Origin of the sequence: Terrabacter carboxydivorans, from assembly GCF_039532035.1 — a bacterium.
Classification (GTDB): domain Bacteria; phylum Actinomycetota; class Actinomycetes; order Actinomycetales; family Dermatophilaceae; genus Terrabacter; species Terrabacter carboxydivorans.
The window spans coordinates 124,487-145,377 of sequence record NZ_BAAARE010000009.1; the positions used below are offsets into that span (position 1 = coordinate 124,487).

Consider the following 20,891-nt stretch of genomic DNA (forward strand, 5'->3'; position numbering starts at 1 on the left):
GCCGATACCGATTCGCCGGCGGCCGCCACGGGACTCGCATGTTCACCATGACTGCGATGACGTGTGCGCCGCACCAAGGCGCTCTGGCAAGGAGGGTTCCACGAATGATGCCCGTTCCCAAGGTCTTCACCCCGCAGCGAGGTGGCCTTCGCAGAGCCACGCTGTGCGTCGTCGCCGGCGCCGCCCTCGCGATGACGCCGCTCCTCGCGCTGCCCAGCTACGCGAGCAACAGCCCCGGTACCGGGGGCGGCGGTCGCTTCCAGGACGCGGGTGACCAGGCTGCCGAGCTGATGACCTCGCAGGGAGAGTTCGCCCAGGCACGCTCGGCACCCACGGGGCTCGTCGCGCCCGGGGCGTATGCTGCGGCCTACAGCCAGCTGACCGCCCTCCCCGCTGCCCCGTCGGCGTGGTCGTCGGTCACGGACGTCCCCTACAACTCCGACGACCCGCACTACCGCGACCCCAGCGCCTCCAACAGCAGCGGCGGCGCCGGCTACGTGACAGGGCGCGTGCAGGCGCTCGCCGTCGACGCGCACTGCATCTTCGCGGGTGGGGCGGCCGGCGGGATCAAGCGCTCCTGCGACAACGGCGCGTCCTGGACGCCGATCGCGGATGGCCTTCCGACACAGTCGATCGGCAGCATGTCTATCGCGCCCGACGGCGCCCTGTGGGTGGCCACGGGCGACGGCACCACCGGGTCCGCCACCTACGTCGGTGCCGGCGTCTTCCGGCTCGCCTCGCCGGACACCGCCACGTTCACGGCCGGCTCGAGGGTCGGTGGCACGGAGCTCGACAGCCAGGTCATCCGCCGCATCCTCGTCGACGCCGCCAACGGACGCGTCTTCGTCGCCGCGTCGCGCGGGCTGTACGTGCACTCCCTCTCGGGATCGTCGTCCACCGCCTGGACGCGGTCCCTCGCGCCCTGTGCGCAGGGGATGCTCTCGTGCACCGACGTCAACGCCAGCTACCGCGACATCGCCAACGACGTCGCCGTGCAGCCCGGGACCGGCGGCCAGGTGATCCTCGCCAACGTCGCGTGGCGCAGCGGCGCGGCATACAACGGCTTCTACCTCAGCCGCGACGGCGGCACGACGTGGGCGAAGGTCAACCCGCTGGGGGCGATCAACCCCAAGGACGTCGGCAACGCCACCGTGCAGTACTCCGCGGACGGCTCCAAGCTCTACGTCGTCCTCGAGTCGCCGGCGGCCCTGAACGCCGGGGCCGCGAGCGCCCTCGCCGGGGTCTACGTGTCCAACACCGGCGCGGCCGCAGGGCCCTACAACCAGATCGCCAACCCGAGCACGCTGGCGCAGAGCGGCTCCGCCGAGCGCAAGCAGCGCATCGGCAAGGGCTACGCGCCCGGCGTGCAGGCCTGGTACAACCAGTTCATCGGGGTCGACCCCACCAACGCCAAGCACGTCTACGTGGGTCTCGAGGAGGTCTACGAGTCGTGGGACGGCGGTGCGAGCTGGAAGACCATCGGCCGCTACTGGGACTTCGGCTTCTCGTGCTGGTCCAACGTCGACGCCGACAACACGTGTGACGGCAACGTCCTCCACTCCGACCAGCACACCATCGCCTTCGGCTCCGGCTCCAGCGCCGGACAGGTGTACGTCGGCAACGACGGCGGCCTCTACCAGCGCGCGGTCTCACCGACGGCCTCGTCCTGGCGCTCGCTGTCCGCGTCCGGGCAGCTCGACATGCTGCAGTACTACTCGGTCGGCGTCGGCAAGGACGTCGCCCACCCCGGTCAAGTGCAGGTCTGGGGCGGTCTGCAGGACAACGGAGTCTCGCTGCTCGACCCGGCCAACAAGGGCGTCATGGTCTCGCCCTACGGCGGTGACGGCGGGCAGCAGCTCGTCGACCCGAACAACGGCTGCCGCACGGTCGGTGAGTACGTCGACCTGACGCTGCAGATGACGACGAACTGCGGTGTCGCAGACGGCAGCGCCGCCTCCGACAGCTCCATCGTCACCATCGCGCCGGCCGACCCGCTGCCGCGCTTCATCGCCCCGTTCAGCGCCGACCAGACCGACCCCGGCACCTGGGTCGCCGGCGGCGAGTACGTCTGGACCAACACCAAGACGTGGGCCAGCACGAGCGGCGCGGACTGGACCAAGGCCGCGGACACCGGCGCGGGGCACTCCATCACGGCGCTGGCGAGCCGCAACCACGTCGTGTGGGCCGGCTGGTGCGGCTCGTGCAACCCCGGCTCGAGCTTCGGCCGTGGGCTCATGACGAACGCCAACGGCGCCTACCAGCAGGTGGCGTCCTCCGCGGGTGTCCCCCTGCGGATGGTCACCGGTGTGACGCCGGACCCGGCCGACCCGCACAGCTCGTACGTGCTGTTCGGCGGGTACTCCCGCAACTGGGTCGACGGACCGGGCAGCGACCTGGCCGGCTCGGGCCACCTGTGGAAGGTCACGCTCACCGGCGGCACCGACTCCTCAGGGCAGGCCAGTGCGACCTGGACCGACGTCAGCGGCAACCTGCCCGACATCCCGGGCGACAACCTGCTGATCGCCTCCAACGGGCGGGTCGTCATGGCCACCGACCTCGGGGTCGTCGAGACGACGCTCACGTCGCTGCGTACCGGCGCTCCCCAGTGGTCCCGTGACGCCATCCCGGTCACCATCGCCACCCAGGCCCTGGAGGGACCGGACGGCCAGCTCTACGTCGCCACCTACGGACGAGGCATCTACCGCACCGCCACGTGACGGACGGTGACTGACTGCAGCCGCGGCCTCCGGGCCACGGTGCGGGCATGAGTCGGGGCCTGACCTGTGTGCACAGGTCAGGCCCCGTCGCTGCCGAGGGGCCTCCTGCATCCGGCCATCTACATCGGGTGCCAGGCCGACCTGCCGAACGAGGCGTGGCAGTCCGACGTCACCCACGATCGCCTCACCCCCCGATCTCCACCACGGCGCCGTGGTGGAGATCATCACCTGGCTCGATGACCACCCCCCCGCGGCGTGTGGTCAGGCCGCTGACCGACTCTGCCGAGCGACGGCTGGTCGACCGTGCCTGAGCAGCGTCAGGACGAGCGCGGCGAGGGTCCCGACCCCCCAGAGAAAGCGCAGCCATCGCGTGACGAGGTACCAGTCGTTGCCCGGCTGGACCAGCTGGGGCGCCCAGAGCAGCACCACGACCGCCACGGTGAACCACGGCAGGCGCCAGGTGCGGGATCGGTCCATGAAGAAGGCGACCATGACCGCTCCGGCGGTGTAGTAGGACGCGATGGCCGGGTCGAGGAGGATCCGGCCCGCCACCGTCGCGAGCAGGATCGCCTGGAGCACCCTCGCGCGCACGGCGAGGATCCCGAGGCCGACCGCCACCACCAGCTGGGCGGGGCGTACCCAGGGCGGGATCGGTCCGCTCAGGTGGAAGAGCGCCAGCACCGACCCGTACGAGATGTGCAGCTGGAACTTGACTGCGGCGATCGTGGCCGGGTCGGCGATGAAGAAGGGCAGCCACGCGGCAGCGATCAGCCCACCGAAGACGACGACGGTCTTGGGCCAGTGCCTCCGGGGAAGCGCCAGCAGGGCCACCCCGAAGGGGAGGGCCCACGGTTTGCTGTCGACCGCGAGGGCGAGCAGGGCCGCCGCCCAGACCGGGTGGTGCCGTTGGACGTGGAGGATCCCGAAGATGCCGAGTCCGAGGGCGAGGACGTCGTCGAGGTGGCCGCTCGTCAGGGAGAGCAGCGGCCAGACCGGCATCACGAGCAGGCCGCCGACCAGCAGCGGTTGTGGGGCCGGGACGCCGACGTCGTGGGCCCTGGATCCGGCGATGACGGCGACCAGCCACAGACCGACCACGGTCATGAGGACCCCGGCGATCCACTTCGACTCGTGCAGGGGCAGGCCAGCGAGAGGTGCTGCCACGAGGACCGACACCGGGCCGAACTGGAAGTCCGGCCGGAGGGCGTAGAGGTGCAACCCGCCGGTGGCTCTCCCTGAGAACAGAATCCGTGCGGCGTCCGGGAAGATGCCCCAAGAACGCATCAGAAGGTTCTGGACCGCGTAGGCCGACCAGAGCACGGTCCAGACGCCGAGGACGAACCAGACCGGCAGCAGCTCGCGGCGGGACGCCTCCCGCAGCCAGCTGCGGGAGAGCGGCCAGACGGGTGCGTCCTCCTCGGGACGTTGCACGGTCACGCGACCCCCTGCCTTGTGACGAGTTCAGTCACACAGTGGGGCACGGACATGGGCGTACGACGACATGCCGACGTGAATCTGCTGGAAGCGCTCGGCGCGCGGGGTGTGGCGCCAAATCGCGCCGCAGACATGACGAAGGCCCCTGCCGGATTCTGTTGCGGCAAGGGCCTTCGTCGATCTCCGCCGGTCTTCAGCGGATTCCTGCAACCTGCGATTCGGTCGGGCTGACAGGATTTGAACCTGCGACCCCTTGACCCCCAGTCAAGTGCGCTACCAAGCTGCGCCACAGCCCGAATGCCCCTCGGGGCGAAAGGAACATTAGCGCACCGGGTGCCGCTAGTCCCAATCGGCCCCCGCGGGGCCCGTCGCCCTGCTCCGGGTCAGCGGCGACGCTTCTCGCGGACGCGGACCGAGACCTCGATCGGCGTGCCCTCGAAGCCGAACTGCTCGCGCAGTCGACGCTCGATGAAGCGGCGGTAGCCCGCCTCGATGAACCCCGAGGCGAAGATCACGAAACGCGGCGGACGCGTCGAGGCCTGGGTGGCGAAGAGGATTCGCGGCTGCTTGCCACCGCGGAGCGGGTGGGGGTGCGAGGCCACGATCTCGCCGAGGAAGGCGTTGAGTCGCCCCGTCGGCACACGGGTGTCCCACGACTCGAGAGCGGTCTCGATGGCCGGCACGAGCCGGTCCATGTGCCGGCCGGTGCGCGCAGAGATGTTGGCGCGCGGGGCCCACGGCACCTGCACGAGCTCCTTCTCGATCTCGCGCTCGAGGTAGTGGCGGCGCTCCTCGTCGAGCAGGTCCCACTTGTTGTAGGCGATGACGAGGGCACGGCCGGAGTCGATGACCTGCTGGACGACGCGGATGTCCTGCTCGGCGATCGGCTCCTCCGCGTCGATGAGCACGACGGCTACCTCGGCCTTCTCCAGCGCGGTCTGCGTGCGCAGGGAGGCGTAGAAGTCGGCGCCACGGCTCTGGTGGACGCGGCGGCGGATGCCGGCGGTGTCGACGAAGCGCCACGTCGTGCCGCCGAGCTCGATGAGCTCGTCGACGGGGTCGCGCGTCGTGCCCGCGACGTTGTCGACGACGACCCGGTCCGACCCGGCGAGGCGGTTGAGCAGGCTGGACTTGCCGACGTTGGGTCGACCGACGAGGGCGACCCGTCGCGGGCCGCCCTGGGCGTAGGCGCCGTGGGCGGAGACGTCGGGCAGCACGTCTAGCACGGCGTCGAGGGCGTCGCCGCTGCCTCGACCGTGCACCGCCGAGACGGGGAACGGCTGGCCGAGGCCGAGGTTCCACAGCATGGCGGCGTCGGCCTCGCCCCGCTGGTCGTCGACCTTGTTGGCGACGAGGACCACGGGCTTGCCCGAGCGGCGCAGGAGCTTGACGACGGCCTCGTCGTCGTCGGTCGCGCCGACGGTGGCGTCGACGACGAACATGACGACGTCGGCGAGGTCGATCGCGATCTCGGCCTGCTCGGCGACGCGCAGGTGGATGCCCGTGGCGTCCGCCTCCCAGCCGCCGGTGTCGACGATGGTGAAGCGGCGGCCGCCCCACTCGGCCTCGTAGGAGACCCGGTCACGGGTGACGCCCGGGACGTCCTCGACGACGGCCTCGCGGCGGCGCAGGATGCGGTTGACCAGGCTCGACTTGCCGACGTTCGGTCGACCGACGACGGCCACGACCGGGAGCGGGCCCTGGGCCGCGGCGTCGTCGGAGAGGCCTCCCTGGGCGTCGAGCAGGGCCTGGTCCTCCGGGCTCAGCTCGAAGTCCTCGAGCCCTGCGCGCAGGGCTCGCTCCACGGCGGCGTCGTCGACGGCAGGGGCGGGGGTCGAGATCGGAGCGCCCTCGTCGATGGGGCGGGCGGTCTCGTCAGTCACGGTGTCCTCGAATCAGTGAACGTCTGTTGAGGGACCATTCTCCACCCGCGAGCGGCGTACATGTGACGCGAGCGCCTCGCGCAGCTGGTCGCTGGCCAGTCGGAGCCTGTCCCGACCCGGCACGGCGGGGTCGGTCACGAGCCGGAACGGCTCACCGAAGTCGACGGTCAGGCGCGACCGGATGGGCGGCCAGTCGTCCTTCGTAGCACCGGGCGGCCTGGTGCCGCTGACGGCCACGGGGACGATCCGGGCGTCGGTGCGCAGCGCGATCCAGGCCGCTCCGTGGTTGACCTGGTGCACCTCGCCGTCGCCACGGTTGCCCTCGGGGAAGATGCCCACCGCTCCCCCGGACTCCAGGACCGCGCTGGCGGTGGCGAGGGCCGCACGGTCGCCCACGGAACGGTCGATGGGGATCTGGCCGACGTTGCGGATCGTCCAGCCCCAGAAGCCGGAGAAGGCCTCCTGCTTGACGAGGAAGCTGACCGGCCGTGGTGCGAGGCCGAAGACGAGTGGCCCGTCGAGGAAGGCGGCGTGGTTGGCCACGAGGATGACCGGCCCGGTCTGCGGGACGCGCTCGGGGTGCAGCGCGGTGCCGCGGTACAGCGTGCTGAAGATGACCTTGCCGATCGGGCGGCCGATCCGGGCCCGGGTGGGGTGGGGAGCGACCGCCGAGCTCATGCCCGGGCCGCCTCGACCACCTGGAGCACCGCCTCGACCGAGCCCTCGAAGTCGAGGTGCGAGGTGTCGATCGTCGTGACGCCGTCTGCAGCCACGGTGAACTCGGACACGGCCGAGTCGGCGCGGTCCCGGTCGACGATCTGGGAGCGGGTGGCGGCGACGGCGGCCTCGTCGGCGGCCCCGTGCAGCTCGGTGGAGCGGCGAGCGAGCCGGGCCTCTTCGGACGCCGTCAGCAGGATGCGCACGGGTGCGTCGGGGGCGACGACGGTGGTGATGTCGCGGCCCTCGGCGACGACGCCGCCCTGTTCTGTGGCCGCCTCGGAGATGAGACGGCGCTGCAGGACGCGCAGGATCTCGCGGACGGGGATGACGGTCGCCACCGCCGAGACGTTGGTCGAGATGCCGGTCTCGCGGATCGCCGCGGCGACGTCGGTGCCGTCGACGAGCACGGTCGGGGCGTCGGGATCCGTGCCGATGCTCAGCGGAAACCGTTGTGCCGCAGCGGTGATCGCGTCCGGGTCGCCGAGGTCGACGTTCTCGTGGAGACACCACCACGTCAGCGCGCGGTACATCGCCCCGGTGTCGAGGTAGCCGTAGCCGAGGGTGCGCGCGACCTGCTTGCTGACGCTTGACTTGCCTGAGCCGGAGGGCCCGTCCACGGCGATGACGAATCCGGACAGGTGGTCCTCGGGGGTCTGCGGCATGCGGACGAGGATAGTGCCTGGCGGCGGGCGCACCCCGCCGGCGCCCAGCGCGGGGACCGGCTGATCCCGGCCCGCAGGGCGCCGGACGTCGGGCGCGGGAGTCAGCACCGGCAGTGGGCACCGGGAGCCTGCACCTGTCGGGGCCTCCCCGGAGGTCTCAGTCGTGGACGCGCCACCCGAGCCGCGCCAGCTCGGTGCGCAGGGGCTCGACCGAGGCGGGCACGACCGAGATCTCGGCCACGCCCACGGCCTGCCCGAGGCCGTGCTCGAGGTGGAGGTCCTCGAGGTTGATGCCGGCCTCGCCCACGTCGGTGAGCAGCCGTGCCAGGGCGCCGGGCTCGTCCGGGACGACGACCGAGACGACCTCGTATGCCGCGGGGGCCGCACCGTGCTTGCCGGGGATCCGTGCGTGGCCGAGGTTGCCGGCCTCGAGCACCCGGCTCAGGGTCCCGAGGGCCCCGTCGCCGTCGGCGTCCACGAGGGAGTCGAGCGCGGAGACGACGTCGTCGACCTGCTCGCGGACCAGGCGCAGGACGTCGCGCACGGCGGGGGCGTTGCCGGCGAGGATCTGGGTCCAGAGGCGGGGGTCGCTCGCGGCGATCCGGGTGACGTCGCGCAGTCCCTGCCCGGCGAGCCCGACGGCGGACTCTGGCAGCTCGCGCAGGCAGGCGGCGACGATGCTCGCAGCCAGCTGCGGGACGTGCGAGACGGCGGCGACGGCCTCGTCGTGCTCGTGCGCGGGCATGACCCGGACCGCAGACCCGACGGCGAGGGCCACCTCGCGCACGCGGCGGACGGCGGCGTCGGTGGAGCCCTCGTGCGGGACGACGACCCAGGCCCGCCCGTCGAAGAGGTCGCCGCGCGCAGCAGCCGCCCCGGAGCGTTCGCGCCCTGCCATCGGGTGCGAGCCGACGTAGCGGCTGGCGTCGGCGCCGGAGTCGAGCACGACGCGCAGCACCGACTCCTTGACCGACGCGACGTCGGTGACGACGGCATCGGGCCACCGGTCCAGGGCGTCGACGACCACCCGCGCGGCAACGTCGGGCGGGGCCGCGACGACGACGACGTCGGGCGCGCCGACCGAGTCACCGGCGATCTCGCCGGCCCGCAGGTCCCGTGCCAGCCGTACGGCCGTCGGGGACGGGTCGTCGAGAGAGACTCGAAAACCGTTGTGGGACAGAGCGATTCCCAAGCTGGTGCCGATCAGCCCAGCCCCGACGATGCGGACGTGCGTGCTCACCCCGTCAGCGTAGCGAGCGTGTCCCCACGCCGACGGGACGTCCGGATCACAGACCGGCGGCCTTGTAGAGCGCCCCGATCTCGGCCTTGTTGAGGCGGCGCGTGCGACCGGACTTGAGGTCGGCGAGGCGGATCGGGCCGACCTCGGTGCGGACGAGCTCGAGCACCGGGTGTCCGACGGCCTCGAGCATGCGTCGGACGACGTGCTTGCGTCCCTCGTGCAGCACCACCTCGACCATGGCCTTGCCGGGCTGGTGGTCGACGATGCGGAAGGAGTCCACGCTGACCGGGCCGTCCTCGAGCTCGACACCCTCGCGCAGCCGCTTGCCGACGTCGCGCTGGACCGGCCCGCGGATCGTGGCGATGTAGGTCTTGAGGACGCCGTATGCCGGGTGCTGCAGCCGGTGGGCGAGGTCGCCGTCGTTGGTGAGCAGGAGCAGGCCCTCGGTGTCGGCGTCGAGGCGTCCGACGTGGAAGAGACGCTGCTCGCGGTTGCCGACGTAGTCCTCGAGGGAGATGCGGCCGAGCTCGTCGTGCATCGTGGTCACGACGCCCTTGGGCTTGTTGAAGGCGAGGTAGACGCGGTCCTCGTCGAGGTTGACCCGCACGCCGTCGACGTGGACGACCTGGGTCTGCGGGTTGATGCGCACGCCCAGCTCGGTGACGACCTGGCCGTCGACCTGCACGCGGCCCTGCTCGATGAGGTTCTCGCAGACGCGGCGCGAGCCGACACCGCCGGCGGCCATGAGCTTCTGCAGGCGCACGCCGTCGGGGTCGTGCACGTCGATCTCGGGGACGGCCTTGCGCTCGGGCAGCTTGGTGGGCTGGCTCGCCTTGGTCGAGCCGGCGAAGCGCGGCCCGCTGCCCTTGCCGCCTCCGCCGCTGCGTCCGCCCGCGACGGGGCGACCGCTGCGGCCCGTGGAGCCGGACCCGCCGCGACGGGCGCCACCGGTGCCTCCGGACGAGCCGGAGCCCTTCTTGCGCGGCTGGCGGGGTGACCTGGAGTACTCGCTCATGCGTGTCCTTCCTCGATGAGCTCGTCGATGACGTCGGCGTCCGGGAGGTAGGGCGCCAGCGCCGGGAGGTCGTCGAGCGACGACAGCCCCATGCGTTGGAGGAAGTAGGGGGTGGTGCGATAGAGCATCGCACCGCTCTCCCCGAGGTCCTCGACCTCTTCGATGAGCCCGCGCGACGTGAGGGTGCGCACGACGCCGTCGACGTTGACGCCACGGACGGCGCTGACGCGTGCACGGGAGACGGGCTGACGGTAGGCGATGACGGCCAGTGTCTCGAGGGAGGCCTGCGTCAGCTTGGCCTGCTGGCCGTCCAGGACGAACTTCTCCACGACGGGCGCGAAGTCCGAGCGGCTGTAGACGCGCCACCCGCCGGCGACGCTGCGCAGGGTGAAACCGCGCTGCGCGGCGGCATACTCCTCCTCGAGCGCGTGGAGGTGACCACGCACGTCCTCGACGGGCAGCTCGAGCGCCGAAGCCAGTGCGACCTCGGTCACCGGCTCGTCGACGACCATGAGCACGGCCTCGAGGGCCGAGCGTGCGCCCCCGGGGAAGTCGTTGATGTCGAAGGCGATCTGCTCGTCGGCACCCTCGCGGTCGTCGAGCTCGCCGGCGACGTCGTCCACGTCCGCCGCGTCGGGCTCCACGGTCGCGTCGGGCCCCTGCGCCGACTGGTCACTCATCGTCTGCTCCTGTCCGCGGGGCGGGGTCGCCGCCCGTCTCCTCGGGATCGCTCGGGTGCGGCCCGGGCGCGTCGCCCTCGGGCCGGTCGGGGCCGTCCTCGGTCTCGTCCTCGGCCTCGTCGAACTCGTCGTCGATGGCGATGTCGCCGTCGTCGGTGCCGGTCCAGCGGATGTCGAGCTCGCCGAGCGCCTCGGCCTGCTCGAAGGCGATGGCCGCCTCCTTGAACAGCTCGAGCAGCGCGAGGAAGCGCGCCACGATGACGAGCGTGCTGTCGGCGTCGGCCACGAGGCTGCGGAAGGAGACCTGCCCGCGGTGCCGCAGCCGGTCGACGATGAGCGCCGCCTGCTCACGCACGCTGACCTGCGGAGCGTGCAGGTGCTCGAGACCGACGGTCGGCGCGATCTTCGGCGTCATGGCGCGCGCGGCGACCATCGCGAACTGCTCCGGCGTGATGGAGATGACGAGCTCGGGCAGCAGGCTGGCGAACTCCGGCTCGAGGCCCGCCTGGCGTGGCGTGATGCGTCCGAGAGTGGCCATGCGGTCCCGGAAGATGCCCGCGATCTCCTTGTAGGCGCGGTACTGCAGCAGCCTCGCGAAGAGCAGGTCGCGCGCCTCGATGAGTGCGAGGTCCTCGTCGTCCTGCGGGCTCGACTGCGGGAGCAGGCGCGAGGCCTTGAGGTCGAGCAATGTGGCGGCGATGAGCAGGAACTCCGAGGCCTGACCGAGGTCCCAGTCGCTGTCGGCCGCCTGCGCCGTCTTGATGTGCGCGACGAACTCGTCGGTGACCTTGGCGAGGGCGACCTCGGTGATGTCGAGCTTGTGCTTGCTGATGAGGCCGAGCAGCAGGTCGAAGGGACCGGAGAAGACGTCGAGGTGGACCTCGAACGGCGCGGACGCCCGGCGGGTGATGACGCCTCCGGGGGTCAGCTCGGGCGAGGCCGCGGCCCGGCCCTCGTCGACCGCGGGCACGGCAGCGTCGTCGGCGTCGACCGCGGGGCGGTCGACGGTGTCCTGCTCGGTCATCAGATCACTGCGGATCAGGCCGCGCCGCCGCGCGCGATGAGCTCGCGGGCGAGCTGGCGGTAGGCGTTGGCACCGGAGTGCTCGGAGGAGTACGAGGTGATCGGCTCGGCCGCGAGGGTCGCGTCGGGGAACTTCACGGTGCGGCTGATGACGGTGTGGAAGACCTGCTCCCCGAAGTGGTCGACGACCGAGCGCACGACCTCGCGACTGTGCAGCGTGCGGCTGTCGTACATCGTGGCGAGGATGCCGTCGACCTGCAGGCGCGGGTTGAGGCGGTCGGTGATCTTGTCGATCGTGTCGATGAGCAGGGCGACGCCGCGCATGGCGAAGAACTCGCACTCGAGCGGGATGACGACGCCGTGGGCGGCGGTCAGGGCGTTGACGGTGAGCAGGCCGAGCGAGGGCTGGCAGTCGATGAGGACGACGTCGTACTCATCGACGACGGGCCGCAGGACCCGGGCGAGGATCTGCTCGCGGGCCACCTCGCCGACGAGCTGGACCTCGGCGGCCGACAGGTCGATGTTGGCCGGCACCAGGTCGAGGTTCGGCGTGCGGGTCTGCTGGATGACGTCGTGGATCTCGTGACCGCGCTCGACGAGCAGGTTGTAGATCGTGGTGTCGAGCTCCTGGGCGTTGACGCCGAGCCCGACCGAGAGGGCACCCTGCGGGTCGAAGTCGATGACGAGGACCTTGCGCCCCAGCTCGGCCAGCGCCGCGCCGAGGTTGATCGTGGTCGTCGTCTTGCCGACGCCGCCCTTCTGGTTGCACATCGCGATGATCCGCGCCGGGCCGTGGTTGGTCAGCGGGACGGGGTCCGGGAAGTGAGGGAGCGGGCGGCCCGTCGGGCCCATGGCGCCGGATCCGGCGGACTCGGTGCCCGGAAGCTGCGCGACCCGGGGGACGGCGCTGACCGGACTGTGACGGGTCTGCTCGAGGTCCTCGGACGGCACGGACTCCATGGTGTCGTGTGACTCCTCGTTCACCGGGTGTTCCACTCCGCTCGGCCTTGCCTTGGGATGCTGCGGTCAGCCTCGCGCTGATCACGTGTGACCTTATCAGCGGGCACGGGGGTGGGCGCCCGCATAGACCTCGCGGAGTCGGTGCACCGACACCATCGTGTAGATCTGCGTCGTGGTCACCGAGGCGTGCCCCAGCAGCTCCTGCACGACGCGCACGTCGGCGCCTCCGTCGAGCAGGTGGGTGGCGAAGGAGTGGCGCAGCGTGTGCGGAGACACGTGCTCGGTGAGGTCGGCCCGCTCGGCCGCCCGACGGATCACGGCCCACGCCGACTGGCGCGAGAGCCGGGCGCCGCGCTGGTTGAGGAAGAGCGCCGGACCGCCCGTTCCGTGCGTGGCGAGGGCCGGACGGCCCCGCACGAGGTATGCCGTCACGGCCTCCACGGCATAGCGTCCGACCGGGACGACGCGCTCCTTGCCACCCTTGCCCCGCAGGCGCACGGACGCCACTCCCCCGCCCGGGCCGCGGCTGCCCGACGGGTCGTCGGGGCCTGCCGTGTCGATGTCGTCGACGTCGAGTCCGACGGCCTCGCTGATGCGTGCGCCGATGCCGTAGAGGACCTCGAGCAGGGCTCGGTCGCGCAGCGACTCGGGCGTGTCGCCCAGCGACGAGGCGGCGAGCAGGCGCTCGACGGCCTCGACGGGGATCGCCTTCGGCAGCCGCGCGGGCGGTTTGGGCGGTGCCACGTTGGCGGCCGGGTCACCGGCGACCTCACCCTCGAGCGCGAGGAAGCGGTGGAAGCCGCGCACGGCCACGAGGGTGCGGGCGGCGGACGAGGCGGCCAGGCCCCGCTCGCGCAGCGACGCGAGGAAGTCGGTGACGTCGGCCTCGGTGACGCGGCCCGCGTCGTCGACCCCCTTGCCGGCGAGGTAGGCGGTGTAGGCACGCAGGTCGCGGGTGTAGGACTTCAGCGTGTTGTCCGAGGCGCCCTTCTCGACCCGGACGTGGTCGAGCCACCCGCGGACGTCGCGCTCGAGGCGCGTGAGCCGTGCCGCGGGTGGCTCGGTGACGACCTGCTCGGTCAGGACAGGGCCTGCTCGAGCGAGACCGACTGCATGCCGTGGGCCTCGGCAACCCCGGCGTAGGTGACGTGGCCGTCGTGGGTGTTGAGCCCGAGACCGAGCGCGTGGTCGCCGCGCAGGGCCTCGCGCCAACCCTGGTTGGCCAGCTTCACGGCATACGGGAGCGTGGAGTTGGTCAGGGCGTAGGTCGAGGTGTTGGGCACGGCGCCCGGCATGTTGGCCACGCAGTAGAAGACCGAGTCGTGCACCCGGTAGGTCGGGTCGGCGTGCGTCGTCGGGTGGCTGTCCTCGAAACAGCCGCCCTGGTCGATGGCGATGTCGACGAGCACCGAGCCCGGCTTCATCTGCGAGACGAGCTGGTTCGAGACGAGCTTGGGGGCCGCGGCACCCGGGATGAGGACGGCGCCGATGACCATGTCGGCCTCCTGCACCTGCTGCTGGACGGTCAGCCGGTTCGAGGCGAGCCCGTGCACCTGGTTCTCGTAGCGCCAGAACGACATGCGCAGCTTGTCGAGGTCGGTGTCGAGCAGCGTGACGTCGGCGCCCATGCCCAGGGCGATGTTGGCGGCGTTCTGGCCCGAGACGCCGGCGCCGAGGATGACGACCTTGGCGTTGGCGACACCGCCGACGCCGCCCATGAGGACCCCACGGCCACCCTGGGCGCGCATCAGCGCGTGGGCGCCGACCTGCGGGGCGAGGCAGCCGGCCACCTCGGACATCGGGTAGAGCAGCGGCAGTCCGCCCGAGGGCAGCTGCACGGTCTCGTAGGCGATGCCGGTGACCTTGCGCTTCACGAGCTCCTCGGTGAGCGGCTTGTCGGCGGCGAGGTGCAGGTAGGTGAAGAGCGTCAGGCCCTCGCGCATGCGGTGGTACTCCTCCGCCACGGGCTCCTTGACCTTGAGCACCATGTCGGACTCGCCCCACACGTCGTCGGCGGAACCGATGACCCGGGCGCCCGCCGCGGCGTAGTCGTCGTCGCTGATCTGCGACCCGACGCCCGCGTCCTTCTCGACGAGCACCTCGTGCCCGTTCTCGACGAGCTCGTGGACGCCTGACGGGGTGATGGCCACGCGGTACTCGTGGTTCTTGACCTCGCGGGGGATGCCGACCTTCATGCTGCTGCACTTCCTTCCGGACTGGCTCGCCCTCGGCGCCGTTGCCGCGGGGAGAAGGCGGTCGCTGGGGCCGCGAGGCCACTGTATCCGTGGGCGTGGCGGACCGTTCGCGACCTCGTCCAACCCGGCGTCAACGGCCTCGGCCTGCCAGAGTGGGCGCAAACGCGCGCATGTCAGACGACCAGGGAGGAGCCGGCATGACCGACCCGACGCCCCAGGAGGGCCACACCTCGCCCACGCCCGCGGCGGTGCCGGACCGGCGACCGACGCCGCAGCCGACCGGGCAGCAGCAGCCGCGGTCCAGCGGTCCCGGCAGGGGCCTCACCCGTGCGCGCGGCGCGATGGCGGGCGCCGTCTTCGCGGTCGCGGTCATGACGGTCACCCTCACGACCGGTGTCGCCCTCGAGACGGGACTGCGCGCCCTCGGGATCGGCGCCCTCGTGGCGGCCGTCGCCATCGCGCTGCGCCCGGCCCGGGCCTTCGCCCAGGGCTTCCTCGTGGCCACCGTCGTGGGCTACGTGCTCGCCGTCGTCGTCCTGCTGACGACCCTGGCCATGACCGCCGGGTCGCAGTGAGGCTCTACGCGGACACCCCGACCAGGCGCACCCGACAGCTCCTGTCCGACGTGCTCGTGCTCCTCTGGACGGGTCTCTGGGTGTATGCCGGTCGCCAGGTCCACGACACCGTGGACCGCCTGCGCGCTCCGGCCGACTCGCTCACGTCCGCCGGGCGTTCGGTCAACGGCGCCCTGACCGGTGCTGGTGACCAGGCCGGGCAGCTCCCCCTCGTGGGCGACCAGCTCAAGACCTGGCTGACGCAGGCCGCCGGGTCGGGGACGACGCTGCAGACGGCCGGGACCTCGATGGCCGACACCGTCGACAGCCTCGCCCGGGTGCTCGGGCTGGCGACCGCGCTCGTGCCTGTCCTCATCGTGCTCGCGGTGTGGCTCTACGTGCGGGGACGCTTCGTGCGCAACGCGATCCAGTCCCAGAGGTTCATCGATGCGGGTGAGGACCTCGACCTGTTCGCCCTGCGAGCCCTCGCGACCCAGCCGATGAAGGCGCTGGCGCGGGTCTCGGACGACCCGGCCGGTGCCTGGCGCCGTCAAGACCGCGACGTGCTCCACCGACTCGCCCTGCTCGAGCTCCGGGACCAGGGGCTGCGACCGCCGCCTGGCAGCTGACCCCGCCGCCGCCCGGAGCGACGACCGCCGAGGGGACCGCACCGGGCGGCCGTCTGGCCTCAGGCGTCGGTGCGCGTCACCTGGGGCACGAGGTCCTCCGCCGGCGGTGCCCACGACTGCGGCGAGGCGGGCACCTGCTCACCGGACCGGATGTCCTTGACCTCGTCGCCGGACCCATCGGCACCGGGGAACCACACGAACGGGATGCCGCGACGCTCGGCGTAACGGATCTGCTTGCCGAAACGGGCTGCCGACGGCGCGACCTCGCAGGCGACGCCACGTCGGCGCAGCGCGGTGGCGACGCCCACCGCCTGCTCGCGCGAGTCGTCGTCGGTCAGGGCGACGAGCACGGCGGCCGGGGTCGAGCGCGAGGCGGTGACGAGGCCGCGGCCGATGAGCAGGCCGAGGATCCGCGTCACGCCGATCGAGATGCCGACACCGGGGTAGGTCGTCCGGCCGTCGCTGGCGAGGGCGTCGTAGCGGCCGCCCGAGCAGAACGACCCCCAGGACTCGTGCCCGACGAACTGGGTCTCGTAGACGGTGCCGGTGTAGTAGTCGAGACCGCGCGCGATGCGCAGGTCGGCGACGAGCTTGCCCGGTGCGTGGGCCATCCCGGTCCGGATGACGCGCGCCAGCGACTCGAGGCCCTCCTCGAGGAGCGGGTGCTCGACACCGAGCGCCCGGACCTGGTCGACGAAGCCGAGGTCGGTGGAGCGGATCGCGGCCAGGGCGAGGCACTGGTCGGCCTGCTCGTCGGTCGTGCCCGACTCGAGCAGGAGGGCCTTGACCTTCTCGGGGCCGATCTTGTCGAGCTTGTCGACGATGCGCAGCGTCCCGATGACGTCGGTGATGCCGATGCCCTGGTAGAAGCCGTTGGGGATCTTGCGGTCGTTGACCTGGATGACGAACTCGCCCACGGGGAACCGACTGAAGACGTCGGCGATGACGAGCGGCATCTCCGCCTCGAAGTGCGGCGAGAGCTGCCCCACGTCGACGACGTCGATGTCGGCCTGGGTGAACTCGCGGTAGCGCCCCTCCTGGGGCCGCTCGCCGCGCCAGGCCTTCTGGATCTGGTAGCGCCGGAACGGGAAGGAGAGCTTGCCGGCGTTCTCGAGCACGTAGCGCGCGAACGGCACGGTCATGTCGAAGTGCAGGCCCCACCGCGCGTCGTCGTCGCTGCCCCCGGCCAGGCGGGACACGGCGTAGATCTCCTTGTCGGCGTCCTCCCCCTGGGAGCTGAGCCGGTCGATCGGCTCGATGGAGCGCGTCTCGATCGAGGAGAAGCCGTGCAGCTCGAACGTCTCGCGGATGACGTCGAGGAAGCGCTGCTCGACGATGCGCTCGGACGGGAGGTACTCGGGGAAGCCGCTGATCGGCATGACCTTGGCGGCCTTGGGCTGCGGGGTGCTCACGCGGGCAAGTCTTTCAGGTAGGGGTTGGTGGCGCGCTCGTGGGCCATCGTCGTTGCCTGGTAGTGCCCGGGCAGCACGAGCGTCGTGTCCGGCAGCGGGAGCACGACGTCGCGCAGGCTGCGCTGCATGGCAGCCGGGTCGCCGCCGGGTAGGTCGGTGCGCCCGACCGAGCCGGCGAAGAGCACGTCGCCGGTGACCATGGTGCGGTCGACGTCGACCTGCTCGCGGATCCCGTCGGGCACCCGGTCGATGCCGAACATGACAGAGCCCTCGGTGTGCCCCGGGGCATGGAGCACGTCGAAGTCCATGCCCGCCAGCGTCAGGCGGGTGCCGTCGGTGATCTCGACGACGTTGGTCGGCTCGGTCCACGTGGCAGCCGTGCCGAACTGCTGCTCGAGCATGGCGATGAGTCCCGGGTTGCTGCGTCCGAGCAGGTCGTGCAGCCGGTAGCGGTCGTCGGCGTGGATGTAGGCAGCGGTGTCGGACCCGCAGACGGGCGTGACGGAGTAGACGTGGTCGACGTGCCCGTGCGTCAGCAGCACCGCCGAGGGCCGCAGCCGGTGCTCGGCCAGCACCTCGCGCAGCGTCTCCTCGACCCCGATGCCCGGGTCGACGATGACGCACTCCTCCCCCGCCGCGGGGGCGAGGACGTAGCAGTTGGTGTCGAACGCCTGGGCGGGGAACGCGATGGTCAGCACGCTGGGAGCCTAGCGAGCGGGCCGACGCGGGCACCCGGCATACGACCTCCTCGACGCCCGGGTATGCCGTGAGCGTCCTCTCGCACACGCGGATCCGCGCTCGCGCGGGAGATGTCACGGACTCGTGACCGGTCCCGCTGCACCGGCGCCGCCGTCGTTCCATAAAATGACCGGACGCCCGGGGACCGCCCATGTGGCCCGTACGAGGAGAGGTTCGTGACCAAAGAGCAGGAACGCGCACGTGCGCGCCGCCGCCACGAGGAACAGCAGAAGAGCGCCAAGCCGCCGGTGGGCGACTCGACGCGCGACAAGCAGGTCTTCGGTGTGATCCTCGCGGTCATCCTCATCGTCGCAGCCGTCATCGTCGTGCCCAAGATCGTCGGGAGCTCCGACAGTCCCGCCCCGGCGGCGGCGCCGACCACCCCGACGAGCACCGCGACCGGCAGCCCGACCTCGTCCGGCGGCCTGGCCGCCGGGCAGAAGCTGGCGGCGGGGTGCACCGCTCCCCCGCCGAACCAGACGACCCCGAAGCAGCAGAAGGACGTCCCGTCCAAGGCCACCGCGGCCGGCAAGACCTTCGTCGCGACCGTCAAGACGACGTGTGGCGACCTCACCTTCGAGCTCGACGGCACCAAGGCGCCGCAGACCGTCGCGTCGTTCATCAACCTCGCCAAGACCGGCTTCTGGGCCCCGAGCCCGTGCCACCGCGTCACCACGGAGGGCATCTACGTCCTCCAGTGCGGTGACCCCACCGGCACCGGCCAGGGTGGCCCCGGCTACACCTTCGGCATCGAGAACGCGCCCAAGGACGGCAAGTACGCGACCGGCGTGCTCGCCATGGCCCGCACCCAGGACCCGAACAGCAACGGTGGCCAGTTCTTCATCACCTATAAGGAAACCCAGTTGCCGACCGACGGTGGTGGCTACACGATCTTCGGGAAGGTGACCAAGGGCCTCGACATCGTTGAGAAGATTGCGGCCAACAAGGCGCTGCCCCCCAGCCCGGCGGACGGGACCCCCGTCTCCCCGATCAGCATCCTCAGCGTCAGCGTGACGGAGAAGAAGGCATGACCGACATCCAGCACCCCCAGACTGACGAGACCTCCGAGCCCGCGACGGACGCCTCGGCCACCCAGGCGGCAGGGGCCTCCGAGGCCCAGGCCCCGCAGCCCGACGAGTCCGCGGACGCCCCGCAGACCGACGAGTCCGCGGACGCCCCGCAGACCGACGAGTCCGCGGACGCCCCGCAGACCGACGGGTCCGCGGTCGCTTCGGCCACCGAGGGCGACGTCGCAGGCGAGACGGACGCCGAGCCCGTCGCGGAGAAGGACATCGAGCCGTCCGAACCCGTTGCAGGCAAGGACGCCCAGCCCGTCGCCGAGCCCGCCGCGCAGGAGGACGCTGAGCCGTCCGCCGCCGACGCGGAGACGGCTGACGCCGTCGCCTCGGTGAGCAGCACTGAGGGCGGCGACACCGCGGAGGCGACCCCCGAGGCAGCCGCCTCCGAGACCGCCTCCGAGACCGCCTCCGAGACCGCCTCCGAGACCGCCTCCGAGACGGCAGCCACGGCCACTCCGGTGGCTCCGTCACCGGCCAGTGTCCCCAAGCCGTCGGCGATCCCCACCCCGGCAGCACTCGCCAAGGCGGCGCCGCACCCGACCGTGACGCCGGCCGCCCCGGCGCTCATCACGACCGACCACTCCGCCTCCGCGGCCTTCGGACGCGTCGACGAGAACGGCACCGTCTTCGTGCGCACCAAGGACGGTCAGGAGCAGGAGGTCGGCTCGTATCCCGGAGCCAGCGACGAGCAGGCCCTGACGTACTTCGCGCGCAAGTACGACGAGCTCTTCGCCTCCGCGGTCCTGCTCGAGCAGCGCCTCTCCCAGCCCGAGGTACCCTCCAAGGACGTCGCCGAGGGCCTCAAGACCCTGGCCGCCCAGGTCAAGGACGCGACCGTCGTCGGAGACCTCGACGCCCTCGCCGCCAAGCTCGACGAGATCCAGTCGGGCCTGGCCGCGAAGCGCAACGTCGAGCAGCAGCACCGCGCCGAGGCGCGGGTCGCCGCCACGGCCGAGCGCGAGAAGATCGTCGCCGAGGCCGAGTCGATCGCTGCGCAGCCGGAGAACCGCATCCAGTGGAAGACGAGCGGAGCTCGCATGCGCGAGCTGCTCGACGAGTGGAAGGCGCACCAGCGCGCGGCGACGCGGCTGGACCGCGAGACGGAGTCGAACCTGTGGCAGCGCTTCAGCGCGGCCCGCAACGGGTTCGACAAGGCGCGCCGCAGCCACTTCGCCGGTCTCGACGCGCAGCACGCCGACGCCAAGGGAGCCAAGGAGCGCCTTGTCGCCGAGGCCGAGAAGCTCGCGACGAGCACCGACTGGGCTGCCACCGCGGGTGCGTTCAAGCGGCTCATGGACGAGTGGCGCAACGCGGGACGGGCCAGCCGGGCCGACGACGACAAGCTCTGGGCGCGCTTCAAGGCCGCCCAGGACAGCTTCTTCGCGGCCAAGGACGAGGTCGTCGCGGTCGAGGAGGAGCAGTACCGCGGCAACCTCACCGTCAAGGAGGCCCTGCTCGTCGAGGCCGAGGCGATCCTGCCGGTCACCGACCTCGAGAAGGCCAAGGCCCAGCTGCGCGTCATCCAGGACAAGTGGGACGCCGCGGGCAAGGTCCCCCGGTCCGACATGGAGCGCGTCGAGAAGGCCATGCGACGTGTCGAGCAGACCGTCCGTGATGCCGAGGACCGCAAGTGGAAGTCGAGCAACCCGGAGGTGGCCGCCCGCGCCAAGGCCATGGTCGAGCAGCTCGAGCGCGCCGTCGCCGACCTGCAGGACGACCTGGCCAAGGCCGAGGCGTCCGGTAGCGCGAGCAAGATCAAGAAGGCCCGTGAGGCGCTCGAGGCGCGTCAGGTCTGGCTCGACCAGGCCCGCGCCGGCGTCGCCGAGTTCGGCGGCTGACCGCCCTTTTCCTGACGGACGACAGTGCCCACTCGACTCACGGGTCGAGTGGGCACTTTCGTATCTCCAGTGGGACCGTGCCACGGCCGGAGGTGGAGCCAGCGGCGCGCGC

At 71.7% G+C, this 20,891-nt stretch carries 18 protein-coding genes and 1 tRNA gene; 5 read left to right on the forward strand and 14 right to left on the reverse strand.

Annotated elements, in window-relative coordinates:
* Positions 1–104: 104 nt before the first annotated feature.
* Entirely contained in the window at positions 105–2,717 is a 2,613-nt protein-coding gene (locus ABD297_RS11485; RefSeq protein ID WP_344255065.1) for a WD40/YVTN/BNR-like repeat-containing protein, read from the forward strand.
* 261 nt (positions 2,718–2,978) lie between these two features.
* On the opposite strand, the gene ABD297_RS11490 is transcribed toward ABD297_RS11485, so the two are convergent.
* The 12 genes from ABD297_RS11490 to ald all read right to left on the reverse strand — a co-directional run bounded on the left by ABD297_RS11490 (position 2,979) and on the right by ald (position 14,529).
* Complete coding sequence (locus ABD297_RS11490; protein WP_344255066.1) at positions 2,979–4,154, reverse strand: glycosyltransferase 87 family protein; 1,176 nt, start codon at positions 4,152–4,154, stop codon at positions 2,979–2,981.
* 219 nt (positions 4,155–4,373) lie between these two features.
* Positions 4,374–4,447 (reverse strand) — tRNA-Pro (locus tag ABD297_RS11495).
* A gap of 87 nt (positions 4,448–4,534) precedes the next feature.
* A complete protein-coding gene (gene der / locus ABD297_RS11500) occupies positions 4,535–6,034 on the reverse strand; it encodes a ribosome biogenesis GTPase Der (protein ID WP_344255067.1) in 1,500 nt (499 codons plus the stop codon).
* 12 nt (positions 6,035–6,046) lie between these two features.
* Complete coding sequence (locus tag ABD297_RS11505; RefSeq protein WP_344255068.1) at positions 6,047–6,712, reverse strand: lysophospholipid acyltransferase family protein; 666 nt, start codon at positions 6,710–6,712, stop codon at positions 6,047–6,049.
* Positions 6,709–7,416 (reverse strand): (d)CMP kinase, encoded by a 708-nt coding sequence (gene cmk / locus ABD297_RS11510; protein ID WP_344255069.1) that lies wholly within the window; start codon positions 7,414–7,416, stop codon positions 6,709–6,711. The genes ABD297_RS11505 and cmk overlap by 4 nt, the downstream gene beginning before the upstream one ends.
* Positions 7,417–7,573: 157 nt before the next feature.
* Positions 7,574–8,656: a prephenate dehydrogenase gene (locus ABD297_RS11515; RefSeq protein ID WP_344255070.1), complete on the reverse strand. Its 1,083-nt coding sequence runs from the start codon at positions 8,654–8,656 to the stop codon at positions 7,574–7,576.
* A gap of 46 nt (positions 8,657–8,702) precedes the next feature.
* The gene (locus ABD297_RS11520; RefSeq protein WP_344255071.1) at positions 8,703–9,671 is read right to left on the reverse strand and encodes a pseudouridine synthase; all 969 of its coding nucleotides are present in this window, start codon (positions 9,669–9,671) and stop codon (positions 8,703–8,705) included.
* Positions 9,668–10,351 carry an SMC-Scp complex subunit ScpB gene (scpB, locus tag ABD297_RS11525; protein ID WP_344255072.1) on the reverse strand — a complete coding sequence of 228 codons (684 nt, stop codon included), beginning with the start codon at positions 10,349–10,351 and terminating at the stop codon, positions 9,668–9,670. The genes ABD297_RS11520 and scpB overlap by 4 nt, the downstream gene beginning before the upstream one ends.
* Complete coding sequence (locus tag ABD297_RS11530; protein WP_344255073.1) at positions 10,344–11,375, reverse strand: segregation and condensation protein A; 1,032 nt, start codon at positions 11,373–11,375, stop codon at positions 10,344–10,346. Before ABD297_RS11530 ends, scpB begins: the two co-directional genes overlap by 8 nt.
* Positions 11,376–11,389: 14 nt before the next feature.
* Positions 11,390–12,226: a ParA family protein gene (locus ABD297_RS11535; RefSeq protein ID WP_344255162.1), complete on the reverse strand. Its 837-nt coding sequence runs from the start codon at positions 12,224–12,226 to the stop codon at positions 11,390–11,392.
* A gap of 204 nt (positions 12,227–12,430) precedes the next feature.
* A complete protein-coding gene (xerD, locus tag ABD297_RS11540) occupies positions 12,431–13,417 on the reverse strand; it encodes a site-specific tyrosine recombinase XerD (protein ID WP_344255163.1) in 987 nt (328 codons plus the stop codon).
* Positions 13,414–14,529, reverse strand: a complete 1,116-nt coding sequence (gene ald, locus ABD297_RS11545; RefSeq protein ID WP_344255074.1) for an alanine dehydrogenase — start codon at positions 14,527–14,529, stop codon at positions 13,414–13,416. Before ald ends, xerD begins: the two co-directional genes overlap by 4 nt.
* A 197-nt stretch (positions 14,530–14,726) precedes the next feature.
* On the opposite strand from ald, the gene ABD297_RS11550 reads away from it, so the two are divergent.
* Both ABD297_RS11550 and ABD297_RS11555 read left to right on the forward strand, forming a co-directional pair.
* Complete coding sequence (locus tag ABD297_RS11550) at positions 14,727–15,104, forward strand: hypothetical protein (RefSeq protein ID WP_344255075.1); 378 nt, start codon at positions 14,727–14,729, stop codon at positions 15,102–15,104.
* On the forward strand, positions 15,101–15,712 hold the full coding sequence (locus ABD297_RS11555) for a hypothetical protein (RefSeq protein WP_344255076.1): 612 nt from the start codon (positions 15,101–15,103) through the stop codon (positions 15,710–15,712). The genes ABD297_RS11550 and ABD297_RS11555 overlap by 4 nt, the downstream gene beginning before the upstream one ends.
* A gap of 59 nt (positions 15,713–15,771) precedes the next feature.
* Here the strand turns inward: ABD297_RS11555 and hisS are convergent, their stop codons facing one another.
* A complete protein-coding gene (gene hisS, locus ABD297_RS11560; protein ID WP_344255077.1) occupies positions 15,772–17,124 on the reverse strand; it encodes a histidine--tRNA ligase in 1,353 nt (450 codons plus the stop codon).
* Positions 17,121–17,822 carry an MBL fold metallo-hydrolase gene (locus tag ABD297_RS11565; RefSeq protein WP_344255078.1) on the reverse strand — a complete coding sequence of 234 codons (702 nt, stop codon included), beginning with the start codon at positions 17,820–17,822 and terminating at the stop codon, positions 17,121–17,123. The genes hisS and ABD297_RS11565 overlap by 4 nt, the downstream gene beginning before the upstream one ends.
* 216 nt (positions 17,823–18,038) lie before the next feature.
* On the opposite strand from ABD297_RS11565, the gene ABD297_RS11570 reads away from it, so the two are divergent.
* Together ABD297_RS11570 and ABD297_RS11575 are read left to right on the forward strand one after the other, a co-directional pair.
* The gene (locus ABD297_RS11570) at positions 18,039–18,893 is read left to right on the forward strand and encodes a peptidylprolyl isomerase (protein ID WP_344255079.1); all 855 of its coding nucleotides are present in this window, start codon (positions 18,039–18,041) and stop codon (positions 18,891–18,893) included.
* Positions 18,890–20,779, forward strand: coding sequence for a DUF349 domain-containing protein (locus ABD297_RS11575; RefSeq protein WP_344255080.1), 1,890 nt, complete (start codon positions 18,890–18,892; stop codon positions 20,777–20,779). The genes ABD297_RS11570 and ABD297_RS11575 overlap by 4 nt, the downstream gene beginning before the upstream one ends.
* Positions 20,780–20,891 lie beyond the last annotated feature (112 nt).

Excerpts from the sequence above, each read along its gene's own strand:
- ABD297_RS11530 (WP_344255073.1), bottom strand. The coding sequence starts at position 11,375 with ATGACCGAGCAGGACACCGTCGACCGCCCCGCGGTCGACGCCGACGAC.
- ABD297_RS11505 (WP_344255068.1), bottom strand. The coding sequence starts at position 6,712 with ATGAGCTCGGCGGTCGCTCCCCACCCCACCCGGGCCCGGATCGGCCGC.
- ald (WP_344255074.1), bottom strand. The coding sequence starts at position 14,529 with ATGAAGGTCGGCATCCCCCGCGAGGTCAAGAACCACGAGTACCGCGTG.
- scpB (WP_344255072.1), bottom strand. The coding sequence starts at position 10,351 with ATGAGTGACCAGTCGGCGCAGGGGCCCGACGCGACCGTGGAGCCCGAC.
- cmk (WP_344255069.1), bottom strand. The coding sequence starts at position 7,416 with ATGCCGCAGACCCCCGAGGACCACCTGTCCGGATTCGTCATCGCCGTG.
- ABD297_RS11520 (WP_344255071.1), bottom strand. The coding sequence starts at position 9,671 with ATGAGCGAGTACTCCAGGTCACCCCGCCAGCCGCGCAAGAAGGGCTCC.
- ABD297_RS11575 (WP_344255080.1), top strand. The coding sequence starts at position 18,890 with ATGACCGACATCCAGCACCCCCAGACTGACGAGACCTCCGAGCCCGCG.
- ABD297_RS11550 (WP_344255075.1), top strand. The coding sequence starts at position 14,727 with ATGACCGACCCGACGCCCCAGGAGGGCCACACCTCGCCCACGCCCGCG.
- ABD297_RS11485 (WP_344255065.1), top strand. The coding sequence starts at position 105 with ATGATGCCCGTTCCCAAGGTCTTCACCCCGCAGCGAGGTGGCCTTCGC.
- ABD297_RS11535 (WP_344255162.1), bottom strand. The coding sequence starts at position 12,226 with ATGGGCCCGACGGGCCGCCCGCTCCCTCACTTCCCGGACCCCGTCCCG.